Annotated in this window: 3 protein-coding genes; all 3 read right to left on the bottom strand. The window is 71.5% G+C overall.

The window, feature by feature from the left end:
- Positions 1-101 precede the first annotated feature (101 nt).
- Positions 102-536 (bottom strand): hypothetical protein, encoded by a 435-nt coding sequence (locus ABGB05_RS29855; protein WP_347657261.1) that lies wholly within the window; start codon positions 534-536, stop codon positions 102-104.
- A gap of 104 nt (positions 537-640) precedes the next feature.
- A complete protein-coding gene (locus tag ABGB05_RS29850) occupies positions 641-2,929 on the bottom strand; it encodes a hypothetical protein (protein WP_347657260.1) in 2,289 nt (762 codons plus the stop codon).
- 70 nt (positions 2,930-2,999) lie between these two features.
- Positions 3,000-12,926, bottom strand: coding sequence for a LamG-like jellyroll fold domain-containing protein (locus ABGB05_RS29845; protein WP_347657259.1), 9,927 nt, complete (start codon positions 12,924-12,926; stop codon positions 3,000-3,002).
- Between the last annotated feature and the right edge of the window lie 28 nt (positions 12,927-12,954).

The following is a 12,954-nucleotide window of genomic DNA, read 5'->3' as shown; positions in this document are numbered from 1 at the left end:
TCCGGCCAGGCGTCACCGCCGCGGTCATCCCGGACGAGGAGGGCCGCACGGCTCGCGGCGTCGGCGCAACCGGGTGCTCCCGCTCGCCGGACGAGGTGACGTCACCGGGCGAAGGGGCCGCCGCCGGTGAAGGCGTACTCGGCGAACCGGGTGCCGATCCGCTGGTGGGCCTCCGGGCTCGGGTGCAGGCCGTCGGGTAACGGCACCGCTACGGCGTCGGACGAACCGTACAGGGAGGTGCCGTCAAGGTAGTGCAGGTTCTGGTCGGCCGTACGGCGCTCGGCCAGGGAGCGCAGCTCGCGACGGATCACCTGGAGCGTCAGGCGTCCCAGTGTGACATCCCCAGGTGTTCCGGTCGCGACGAAACGCACCTGGTCGGTGCCGATCGACCCGGGGTCGAGCGCGCCCGGGCCGGGCGTCTCCTCGTGGACACCGCAGAACAGGGGCGAGATCAGCAGCAGTGGGACGTCCGGGTGGCCGTCGCGGATCGTGTCGAGGAAGCCGTGGACGGCGGGGACGAAGGCACGGAGCCGCATCGCGTCACACCGGTACCCGCCGGGCCGGCCGGAACATCGACCCCGGCCCGGCGGGTGCTGCCACGTCATCGACGGGATGTACGCGTGGTGTCGGTGATCACCTGTTACTGGAGTTGGTAGAACCGGGGCGCGCCGTTGAGGTCGCGGAACACGATCACCCAGGAGGACCCGTTCACGTTCTGGTACGGCAGGACTGTCGGATCGGTGGACGCCGGGTCGTCGGCGGTCACCGTCTTGGTCCAGTTGCCCCAGGCGTTGGAGCCGGTGGCGGTCTCCGTGACGTGGTAGATCTGGCTGTCCGTACCCCGGACGACCACGGTCGCCCGACTGGTGTTCGGGTCGATGACCACGGTCGGCGACCCGGCCACCGGCGGGACCGGCAGGTCGGGGTTCGTCGACCCGATCACCTGCCAGGTCGTCGGCCAGCCACCGTTGATGTCCTGGAGTTTCGACACCACGGTCCCGCCGGCACTACGGGCGAACACCTGCAACTGGAAGCCGGGCCGGGCCACCACCGCCGGCGTACCGGTCAGGCCGGTGCCACCGAGGTCGGTCCAGGCCGACACCGCGCCGTCGTTGTAGTAAATGATCGTCTTGACCGCGCCCTGGTCGTTCACCGCGAAGACCCGCAGGCCGTCCTGCACCTTCACCACGCTGACGGTCGCGGTCAGGTTCTGGTCGCCCAGGTTCTGCCAGTACGCCGAACCGCTCTGCGCGTACGCCCACAGCTTCCCGTCGACGTCGACCGCGAACTGCACCACCGTGCCGGTGGCCAGCCTCGCCGCCACCGGAGAGGAGGCCATCGAGCCACCGAGGTTGGTCCAGGCATTCCAGCCCGGTCCGCCCGCCGTGGTCTGGCTGTCAGCCCAGATGTTGCCGTCCCGGAACTGCGCCGACACCTGCAGCCGGCCGTCCGACAGCTGCGCCAGCGCCGGCGGACCGGAGAACCGTTCGCCTCCGGAGATGACCGTCCACTGCACCGAGGCGAAGCTGTCCAGGTCGGACTGGTGCCCCCAACGGAGGTTGCCGCCGTTGTCGACGTACGCGTACTCGATGGTGCCGGCCGCGGCACCGGTCAACGGGGCGGCCTGCAGGGCCGTGACCCGGGTGTCCTGCGCCACCGGGACGGCCGGCGCCGGGTCGGCGTACCAGCCCTGGAGGTCGACGATGACGTGTGCGGGCTTGGCACTGCCGTTGCGGATCCGGATCTTGCCGTCGGTGCCCGGCCTGAGCACCAGCGCGTTGTCCCGCCAGACGCCGGCCTTGAAGTCCAGCACCGTCAGCGACGCCTCGGTCTCGCCCACCGGCCACGCCTTCAGGTAGCCCGCGGCCTCCGGGGTCACCACGATGTTCAACGCCGCTCCGGCGATCCCCCGGGTCGGCAGCCCGTTGGTACCGCCCACCCGCACGTCGACGGTGCCGTTCGCCGGCACCGGCAGGCCGGCGCCCACGCTGCGGGTGTTGATCAACCGGCTCGCGGCCAGCCGAAGTCCGGCGCCCTGGCTGGGGCTGGCGGCGTAGTAGCCTTCCACGTTCACCACCACGTCGACCGCGGTGCTGCCCTTGTTGGCGATGGTCACCTGGCCCTTGGTGGAGAGCTTGACCACGGCGGCGGACTGGGTGGAGCCGGTCTCGTGGTTCATCAGCGGACGGGCGGTGCCGCCGGTCGGGGCGACCGTCAGCCACCCTGTCGCGCTGGCCCCGGGCACGATCACGTTGACGAACGCCGCGGCCGCGCCGGCCGGGACCACGCCGCCGGTGAGCGTCACCGTACGGCTGGCACCGGCGGCGATCTTCCCGGTGGCGGTACCGAGGCCGCTGCGGGTGTCGATCAGGCGGGCGTGGGCCACCGGGACGAACCCGCCACCGGTGCTGCCCGGCACCGAGGTGAAGTAGCCCTGCACGTCGACGACGATGTCGGTCTGGCCACCGTTGTTGTAGACCGAGACCTTCCCGTTGGACCCGACCTTGACCACGGCGGTGTTGGAAAGCTGCTCGCCGACCCCGGCGGAGATCATCGTCCCCGTCGGGCGGCTGGTCCCGGCCGGCCAGAGGTGCAGCCAGGTCGCCGCGGTGGGCTTCAGTACGGCCAGGCGGACCAGCACCGCGCTCACTCCGGTGGTGGGGACACCACCGACGCCGAGGACCTGGAAGGTGGTGGTGCTGGCCGGGCCCCGCAGGCCCTTCGCCGCACCGACACCGTTACGGGTGTCCAACACCGCCGCCGTCCCGGCCAGTGGCACGTAGTCCCCGCCGACCCCGGCCGCGTCCGCGTACGCCGGGGGTGCGTGCGGTACGGCCACCGCCGGCGCCGCGAGCGCGAGCGCCAGCAGCACGACCGGTACGCGGAACAGCCCGCGTCCCGATCGGCCGACCTGTTCTGTTCTGGGCAACCTGATCTCCTTGGATTCGAATGAGGTGAGGTGGTTCAGGGAGGGCACGGTCCCGGCCGCGCCGCAGGCGTCACCGGTTGACCGGCCACGCGTCGTGCACCAGGTTGCCGACGCAGTAGCTGGCGGTTCCGGCCACCAGGACGGCGCCTCCGATGATCAGTTGCTGCCTGGTCGGCCTGTTCGTGAGCGCCCATCCGGTGGCGAGGCCGGTGACCGCGTTCGCCGGATTCATCGCCAGGCAGCGGAAGGCGGCGCGCCCCGGGTTCTTCCTGACGTACTGGTAGGTGTTCGTCCGGGCGATCGCCCGGCCGGCGCGGCCGGCGGTCCCGTCCCAGGCCGCCGCGATGCCACGGCCGGTGCCGAACCAGGCCGCACTGATGCCGCGGCCGGTGCCGAACCAGGCCGCACTGATGCCGCGGCCGGTGCCGAACCAGGCCGCACTGATGCCGTGGCCGGCCGGTGTGAGCACCTTCTCGTACGCCCACCTGAACGGCGTCGCCACGACCCGGCCGCACCGACCCCAGTCGATGTTGTGGACGAGCAGGTCGCGGTCCCCGGCCACCACGTGGAAGGTGTGCAGGGTGTCGACGGTCAGGTTGTAGACCGTCTCGTCCCGGGTCGTCGGGCGGACACCCAGCACGTCGCCGGAACGCTCGGCGGCGGCGGAGATCCGGGCACCGGGGGTCAGGTTCCGGGCCTCGACCCAGCGCCCTTCCCCGGTCACCCAGAACGGGTGGCCGTCGGTGGCGGTGACCGTGGCGGTCGCGTCGCCCGCCGCACCGTCGGTGTCCACGGTGATCTCGGTCAGCGCCTTCTGCCCGGTACCGACGATCACGTCGGTGACCACCTGTGCCCCGGTCCGGCCGGTCGTCGGGTCGGTGGCCAGGACCCGGTCGCCGACCCGTACCTCGCTGATCCGCCGGGTGCTGCCGTCGGCCATCCGGACCCGGGTGTCGCCGGTGAAGCTGTTCCCGGCGGCCGCGCAGGCACCGCCGATCGCCTCCTCGGCGGCCCGGGCTCCGGAGGCGGCCTCGTCGAGGCCGCCGACCGCCAGCCTGCCGGTACGCGCCCCGCGGACGGCGCCCACTCCCTCGGGGCCGGCGAAGGCACTGACGACGGTCAGCGCGGTCCAGCCACACGCCGCCCAGTCGATGTCCCGGACGCTCTCCGGGGTGAAACAGTCGACGGCGTCCTGGGCGCCGAGGAATTTCGCGAACTCGATCTGGAGTCCGATGTTGACCTGCTGGCCGAACTTCCACAGGTTGCCGAGGTCGGCGAGGGTCACGTCCCCGCTGGTGAACTTGTCCCAGGCCTGGCCGGCCGCCCGCTTGACGTCGCTGAACGAGGCGCTCCGGCTCGACGAGCCGGCCCCGGTCGAGGCCGCGGAGACGTTGCCGACCACCGAGCCCGCCGCCCCCACCGCCGCCCGGTAGATCTTGTCGGTGCCGCTGCGGGCGTCGGCGACCACGTCGCGGTACGCCGAGGTCGACCGGGCCGGCAGGCGCGGCGTCGAGGAGACGATTTTGCCGCCGGAGAGGTTCGGCGTCCGGGTCGCGCTGTCCACCGCCCGCGGGTCGTGCTTGGCGGAGTAGACGTTGGCGCTCCGCGCCGCGTCGCTTGTCACCTTGGCCCGCTGGTACGCCCGCCGGCGCGCCGCCTCCGGGTCGTAGCAGGCCCCACAGGAAACGCCGCTCCTACCGTTGCCGCCAGCCGGGCCCGGCGCGTACGACGGGTACGTCGTGCGGGGCTTCTCGGCGGGCTTGCACTTCCTGACCTTGCACGTCTGCGCGTGCGCCTGGGCGGCGATGGCACTGGCCGTGTCGCGGATCGAGTCCCCGGGGCCGCACAGCATGAACGAGCACGGGACGACGGTGTACGAAGGCGTCGGCGGGGGTGGGGGCTTCGCACAGAAGATGAAGAGGAAACAACGCCGCTGGGCGCGGTGGCCGTCCGGGTCGACGTGGTCCAGCGGTGCCGCGGCGCCGTACGTGTACCGGTTCGCGAACACCGCGTCGCCGCTGTCGTAGTCGAGGTCGTCCCGGGAGGTGAACACGCCGGTGGCCGGGTTGTACCAGCGGGCGCCCATGTTGACCTGGCCGGTCGTCTTGTCGGTCCAGTCGCCCTGGAAGCCGATCGAGCCGGTGTCCCCGCTGGCCGCGGTGACCTTGCCGAACGGGTCGTACGCGGTGGAGTCGGGCAACTGGTCGAATACGCTGTCGGCCGGGTCGAAGGCGCCGACCACGTCCCCGTGGTTGTCGGAGAGGTTGAGCCGCCTGGTGCCGCCCCGGCCGGTGGCGAGCAGTTCGTCGCCGGGACCCCGGGCGTACGTCTCGGTGCCGTCGGAGACGACCTCGTCGCTCTGGCCGGCGTAGCTGAACGCGGTGCCGTTGCGGGACGCGACCCGGTCGAGACCGTCGTACGTGTACGTCTGGGTGCCCGCGTTGACCAACCGGTCGAAGGCGTCGTACCCGAACTGTTCGGTGAGGCCGGAACTGGTCCTGGTCCGCAGGCCACCCCGTGGGGTGTACGTGTAGGTGTAGTCGCCGTCGGCGAGCAGCCGGTTGCGCTCGTCGTAGCTGGCGGTCTTCGCGCCGGCCCTGACCCGGTTGCCCGCGTCGTCCCACTCGTAGCCGGTGGTCACGCCACCGACGGTCTCGCCGGTGAGCCGACCCGCCTGGTCGTAGGTGTAGCCGCGCTGCCCGGCCCCGGCCAGCCCGGTGGTGGTCTCGCTGACGACCTGGTCGGTGAGCTGGTAGCCGTAGGTGGTCGACGCGACGGTCTTCGCGGCCGCGTTCGTCAGCGTGTCGGAGCTGGTCCGGCCGAGGTCGTCGTAGCCGAAGGTCCGGACCCGCCCGGCACCGTAGTTGATCGTCTTGACCGCACCCGCGGCGTCGTAGCCGATCTGCTGGGTGGCACCGGTGAGCCCGTCCCGCATCGAGACCAGCCGGCCGGCGGTCCAGCCGTACGCGGCGGTGCCGGCGGCGTCGGTACGGCTGGTCGGGTTGCCGTCCTTGTCGTAACCGAACTGGGCGGCGCCACCCGGTCCCGAGGTGCCGATCAGGTTCCCCCGGTCGTCGTAGCTGTACGTGTTGGTCCCGGAGGCCCCGTTGACCTGGATGATCTGGCCGACCAGGTCGTAACCGACGGTCCGGGCGGCCGTACCGGCCTCCGCTCCGGTACCGGTCTCGCTGGTCAGCCGCCCGGCGGCGTCGTACACCCGTTGGCGGACGACGCCGCCGGGCGCGGTCAGCCGCACCGGGTTGCCGGCCGCGTCGTAGCCGGTCGTGAAGGTCCGGTCGGCGGCGTTCGGCTGGGCCGGGGTGGCCGGCTCGACCTGCGCCTCCGGCAGGCCGAGGGTGTTGAACGTGGTGATCGTGGTGTGTCCCCGGCCGTCGGTGTACCGGGTCCGGTTGCCCGCCGCGTCGTAGCCGAAGGAGGTCGTGACGGACCGGGTCGGGCTGACCGGCTCGACCTGCCGGACCAGCCGGTCCGCCGCGTCGTAGTGGTAGCTCCGGGTCACCTGGGACGGGTCCGTGACGCTGACCTGGTTGCCGGCCAGGTCGTAGCCGTAGCGCGCGGTACGCAGCACCGTACCGTCCGGCTTCCGGTCCGACTCGGCGGTCACCTGCCCGAACAGGTCGTACGTGGTCTGCGTGGTACGTCCCAGACCGTCGCTGGCCCGGACCTGCCGGCCCGCGTGGTCGTAGCCGAACTGGGTCACCACCCCGGCGGGATCGGTGGAGCTGATCAGCTGACCGAGGGTGTCGTAGGTGTTCGTCACCGTCGCGCCGCTCGGTGCCACCACCCGGGTCACGTTGCCGCCGTCGTCGTAGGTCGTCCGGGTGACGAAGGCCCCGGCCACCGGCCGCCGTTCGATCTCGGTGGCGGTCACCGCCCGACCGAGGTCGTCGTAGGTGGTCTCGGTCCGCGCCCCGGTCGGGTCGGTGCTGGTCAGCTGCTGGCCGGTCCGGGTGTAGGTGAAGGTCGACACGGCGCGCTGCTCGTTGGTCGAGCCGGGCTCGTCCAGGGTCACCAGCCGGTCGAGCTGGTCGTACCCGGACCGGGTGACGTTGCCCCGCGCGTCGGTGACCTCGACGACGTTGCCGTTGCCGTCGTATCTGGTCGACATGCTGGGGGTGAGCGGCGGCAGCGGCCCCGGCGGCACGTAGCTGGCACCCGTCGTACCGACCAGCCGCCCGGCCCGGTCGTACGTCGACCGGGTGACGTTGCCGAGCGGGTCGCGCACCTCGGTCTGCCCGCCGAACGTGTCGTACCCGACGGTGGTGGTGGGGGTGACCGTGGCGGCCGGTTGTCCGCCGCTCTCGGCCGCCACCGGTACGCCGGCGACGCTCACCGACTGGCCGAGTTCGTCGTACCTGGAGACGGAGGTGTGGGCGGCCTTGTCCGCACCGGCGACGTTGCCCCGCGGGTCCGTCACCGAGATCTGGTACCCGCGCCGGTCGTAGCCGTACGTGGTGACCCGGGTGGTGGTGCCGTCGCTGACCCGCTCCTCGACAAGGTTTCCGCTGTCGTCGTAGTCGCGGTCCACCACCTCGGTGACGGTGGGGACGGCCCAGGGCACGTTGGATGCCTTACCGGAGCGGGTGACCCGGGTGATGTTGCCGCTGCCGTCGTAGGTGTTGGCTTCGGTGCGGGCGAGTCCGCCGGGATCGGCCGTCAACGACACCACCCGGCCGCGCCGGTCGACGGTCTGCTGGACCACCGTCCGGCCGTTGTCGGTCACCTTCCTGGTCAGGTAGCCGGCGCTGTCGTAGGTGTTCTGCTCGACGACGAAGTCGCGGGTGGAGCCGTCCGGGTTGTGGACGTTCTTCACCACCGTCCGGCTCGGCAGGCCGTCCCTGTAGTACTCGTACTCGGTCCGGCGGCCCATCGCGTCGGTCTCGCTGGCCAGCCGGCCGGCGAAGTCGTAGGCGTACGAGTTCAGCACGAGGTGGTCGTCCGTGCCTGGGCCGGGGACGCCGGCGGGATCGCTGTGCCAGTTCCGCAGCCGTACCTCGGCAACCTCGTTGCGGGCGGTGAACGCGTAGTCGTACCGGTTACCGTTGGGGTCGGTCTCCGAGGTCCGGTTGCCGAAGACGTCGTAGTCGTAGGTGGTCTCGTTGCCCTCCGGGTCGGTCACCCGGATCGGCCGGTTGTGCTCGTCGTACTCGGTGCTTGTGGTCCGGGACGGGTCGTTGCCGAGCGCGTCGGCGACCTCGGTCGCGGTCACGTTGCCGTCGACGTCGTACGTCATCGTGGTCCGCCGTTGGTGCCGCACCCCGGTCACCGCGTTTGTGGTCGCCGGTCCGGTCTGCGCCAGCGGCCGGGACATCGGGTCGTAGGTCTGGGTACTGGCCACACCGTTCGGGTAGCTGTCGGAGATCTCCCTTGTCGAGATCTGCCGGCCGATGGCGTCGTAGGCGTATTCGACAACCAGTCCGGACGGAGTGGTGGTCCGGGCCAGGTCGCCGTTGGCGAAGTACGCGTACCGGGTCACCGTGCCCCGGGCGTCGGTCGTGCTGGCCAACAGTCCGGCCGGCGGTGCTCCTCCGCCGACCGCCTCCTCCGCCCCCGTGGTGTACGTGTTGCGGACCACGCTGCCGTCCGGCTCGGTCTGGGTCAGCAGCTGACCTGTGACGTGGTAGCTGTAACTGGTCCGGTAGGTGTTGTCGGTGGCGCTGGCGGACCGGCCGTCCCGGGTCTCGGTGGGCAGGTCGTTACGCGGGTCGTACGGGTTGGTGATCGTGGTCGGGTAGCTGGTGTGGCTGGTGTGACACTCGGTCGCGCTGCGGCAGGTCCGCCGGGAGGTGACGTTGCCCCGCCCGTCGTAGGTCAGCGAGACGACGTCACCGTTCTCGTCCGTGACCGTCACCAGGTTGCCGTTGTCGTCGTAGGCGTAGGAACGGATGCTCGTCCCCTCCGCGCCGTACCGGACGAAGACCGGGCCACCCGATTCGTTCGGGATGATGGTGCAGAAGGTCGGGTCGTCAGGGTCGGGTCTGGTGCAGCTCTCCACAGGTGACGGTGGTGGCATCGCCGGCTCGCCCGGCGAGTCCTCGGGCCGGGCCTCGATGCCCAGCGGCAGGCCGGTCCGCAGCAGCCAGCCGCCGATCGCGTCGTACTCGTAGAGGCTGGGCCGGTTGGCCGGATCGAGGACCTCCACGCTGCGCCGCAGGTCCGTGTCGTCACCGTAGACCGCCGGCCTGCCGACCCGCCAGGTCCCGCCGTTGCCGTCGGTGTACTCCCGCACCCGGTCGACGCCGACGTCGTAGCTGACCGACGAGGCGACCTTGCCGCTGGGCAGCACCACCCTGCCGAGCTGGTCCGCCTGGGCGACACCGGCCCGGTGGTGCGCGGTCACCGACGGCGGACCGAGCGGACCGCCGTACAACGCCACCTCGTCGATCGCACCGGCGAAGTGCCGCTGGGCGGTGCTCCCCCACGCCGGCCACGAGGTCGGCGTACTCGCGTACGCCGCACCGATCTGGTTGAACGTCAACAGCGAGTGCTCGACCGTCTTGCCGGTCAGCTCACCCACCCTGGCCCCGTCCAGGTACAACGTCTGGGTGGTGCCCAGCGCGGAGAGCACCACGTGGTGCCAGCGGCCGTCGTTCACCGCGACCGTCGAGGTGATCGGACTGATCGTGCCGGTCGCGAACTGCCCCCGCAGCCGGCCGTCCGTGCCGACGTACAACACCGGCACCCCGGCGCCGGAGGCCGTTCCGAGCGCCTTGTCCTGGTACCCCAGCAACGGCCCGCCCGTGCCGGTCGCCGACGCCTTGAACCACAGCTCGACCGCGCCGTCACGGCTCTTCTTCACCGTCCCCTTCGGCAGCTCGACCCGGCTGGAGGTGCCGTTGAAACTCGCGGCGGTGTCGGTGGTTCCGGCGAGCGCGCCGGCGGTCCCGAGCGTGACGCTCGTGTAGGTGCCGGCGTCCTTACCCAGGTTGACCGCCACCTCGCTACCAGAGGCCGTGCCCTCCGGCTCACCCAGCCGCCAGTACGACTCGGCCCGCGAGTCCAACACCAGACTCCGGTAGTGCGACCCGGCACCGTACTCGTAGTTGGTGCAGGCCGCGGTAGGGGCACACACCTTGGTCAGCAGGTCACCGGTGTAGGTGTAGTTCCAGGTCAACGCGGTTCCGTTGACCGGGTCGGTCCGTACGCTGGCGACGTGGTCACCCGACCAGGTGAACCACAGCGCCCGTCCCGCCGTGTTGGTCTGACTGTTCGAGACCTGGGCCCTGGCAAGCTTCCCGGTCGTGGCGTCGTAGCTGAGCACGACCGACCGGCCGGCCACGTCGGTGATCCTGTTGAGCCGACCGTTGAGCGAGAAGTGGTAGGTGGTGCCGGCGGTGTCGAGCAGCTTCCACGCGGAGGTGTCGACGGTGAGTGACGCGGTCCGACCCCAGGGGGCGGCGTATCCGCCGTCGGGGTTGCGACCGAACCTGACCGCCTGACCGTCCGGGTACGTCACCACCACGTTGCCGGACCCGTCGTCGTCGGGCACCAGCCGCATGTCGTAGCGGGTCGTCCATCCCGCACCGAACAACCCGTCACGGCGGGGGTCGAGGCTGTTGTACGTCCGCAACAGGCGCAGCTCGGGGCCGACCGTGGCGACCGTGGCGTCGACCGCGGCCGTCGTGTAGTTGCCGGACTGCGGATCGAACTCCTGGTCCGACTCGGTGTACGGCGCGCCGGCCAGCCGTGAGGTGACCTCCGGCTGCGGTACCGCGGCCAGCACCGTCGAGTACGGCGAGACCACCTCGGTGGAGCTGTCCTTGACGTACGCCCGCCAGAGGTACGCCCTGCTCCAGCGCATCGTCCCGGCCGGCACGGTCCAGGCGCGCCGGCTCTGGTATCCGGAGTTGACGCAGTTCGTCGGGTTACCACTCGCGTTGCGCTCGCAGAGCTCGAACCTGAACTGGAGCGACGCGCGGGGTGGCGCGTCGATGTCCACCGCCTGGGCCCACAGTTGCGGGGTCAGCGTCGGCGCCCGGTAGCCGTTGGGCGGGGAGAGTTCCTGTACCACCGGTGGGATGTCGAAGACCTGCAGCACCAGCCGCGCCGGAGGCACCTGGTGGTCGGTGAAGACCGGCCCGCCCGTCTTCACCATCGTGAAGTCCAGGAAGTACTTCCCCGGAGGCATCGCCTTGATCGTCGCGTCCAGCGTCACCCGACCGTTGCGGGCCACCGTCGAGGTCAGGCTCGCCGAGCGCTGTTGCGACACCGCCACCCCGGTCACCGCGTTGTACGCCCGGTAAGCCAGGTAGAAGTCGCCCGGCGCCCAGGCCGCCGCGCTCCGGTTCGTGACCGTGACCTTGATCCTGCCGTCCTGGTTCTGCAGCACCGCCGGCTCGGGTACCGGGTCCGGGATGCCGTAGACCGCGTTGTACGGGCTGTGCGTCACGTACAACCGGGGCGGGTTCGCCGTGCCCGTACCGGTGAACCGCTTACCCGACAACGCATCCGACGCCGAGGCCCGCAACGACAGCCCGTTGTTCGGCTGCTCCCCGTTCACCCACCGCTGCACCAGGTCACGACCGCCGCTGCCCAGGTTGAACAGTTCGCCGTCGAGCGGGCAGGACGACGACGCCTGCCCGAACCCGATGTACCCGTGCGCGAACGAGCGACTCGACAGTGCCGCACCGACCGCCGGACCCGGGTACGAGTAACCCGAACCGCCACTCCACGAGCCCGTCACCGGGTGCACCGACACCGGCCGCGCCGTGCAGGAGTCCGAGTCGTAGTTCACCACCCACAACTGCGCGCCGAAAATGGTGTGGTATCGCAACCGGTCCACCAACCCGGTGAACTTCACGTACGACGCCGAACTCGCCCCGTCCACCGTGCCCACCAGCAGCTGGGAACTGCCCGAGGCCGAGCCACCACCCTGCACGTACATGCTGCTGTCCGCCGCGTCACCGGTCACCGGCACCTGCACCGTCGGATCCACCGACACCGGAAACACCCGGGCCGGATCCCGCAGCCAGTCGGAGTCCACGGTGACCTCGAGAGCGGTCCCACCGCCGGAGGCCACCAGGCGGTACCCGACGGCCGTGGAGCGGGCCGGCCCCGCCGTACCGCTCCTGGAGTCCACCATGTCTCCCGGCGGGATGACGGCCCGCGTCGCCCCGGTCGCGTCGGCGAGCAGCACCTGCCCGTCGACCAGCTTCGCGGCGAGCCCGGTCAACCGCAGCGGGAACAGGTACGACGTCGGGGCCGCCGGTGACGTCAGGACCAGGGTCTCCTTGATCCCGGTCGGCCGGGACTCCAGCCGCAGGTCGACATGGGGACGCACCCCCGGGTACGTGATCGTGCTGCCGTCCACCCGGGGCGCGGCGCCGGTGACTCCGGCGAGGGTGAAGGAGAGCGCGTGGGCGTCGTCGATGTCCAGCCGGGCCAGCTCGGCGGCATCGGACCGCGACCCGAACCGTACGTCCACCCCGGCGGCGGTGTTACGCCAGCCGTCGGCCGGGTTCTCCGCCGGGGTCAACCGGGTGTCGATCGGCGCCCAGGTGCCGTCGTCGGTCCGGAAGTTGATCGGCGAGTCGGAGAACTCGGTGGTCTGGGTGCCGTCCGGGTTGGCGTACCTCCGCTCGTGGGCGCCCCTGTGTTCGGGCAGTTCCCGGCTGGTCGCCCGGTCGTACCCGCGTACCTCCGGGGCGGGCGGCGGCGCCGCGACGACCGCGCTGTTCGCCGCCGGGTCCCAGGTGACCCGGGGGTAACGCGCGCGCACGGAGGTGGGCAGCGTGCGGTTCGCCGGGGCGCCGGCACGCTGCCCGCGGCCCGTCGCCGCGGATCCCCAGCGCTGCTCCGGCCCGGCCACCGCCGACCGTCCGGGGCCGCCCCGGTCCGGCGCCGACGGGCCGCTGACGCCCTCGCCGGCGACGGTGGCCAGCACCAGCAGGGTCACCCCGACCGCGACCAGCTTGGTCTGCTTTGCCAACGGCAGCAGGCCGAGGGTGGCCGACAACCGCTTTCCCGCTCGCGACATGTTCCCCGACCCGCTTCCTGGAGGGCGA

Origin of the sequence: Plantactinospora sp. B5E13 (genome assembly GCF_039871775.1) — a bacterium.
Lineage (GTDB): Bacteria > Actinomycetota > Actinomycetes > Mycobacteriales > Micromonosporaceae > Plantactinospora.
This window is presented reverse-complemented; position numbering and strand designations above follow the sequence as displayed.

Bases quoted from the DNA above. Each gene is read 5' to 3' on its own strand.
- ABGB05_RS29855 (WP_347657261.1), bottom strand. From the start codon at position 536: ATGCGGCTCCGTGCCTTCGTCCCCGCCGTCCACGGCTTCCTCGACACG.
- ABGB05_RS29845 (WP_347657259.1), bottom strand. From the start codon at position 12,926: ATGTCGCGAGCGGGAAAGCGGTTGTCGGCCACCCTCGGCCTGCTGCCG.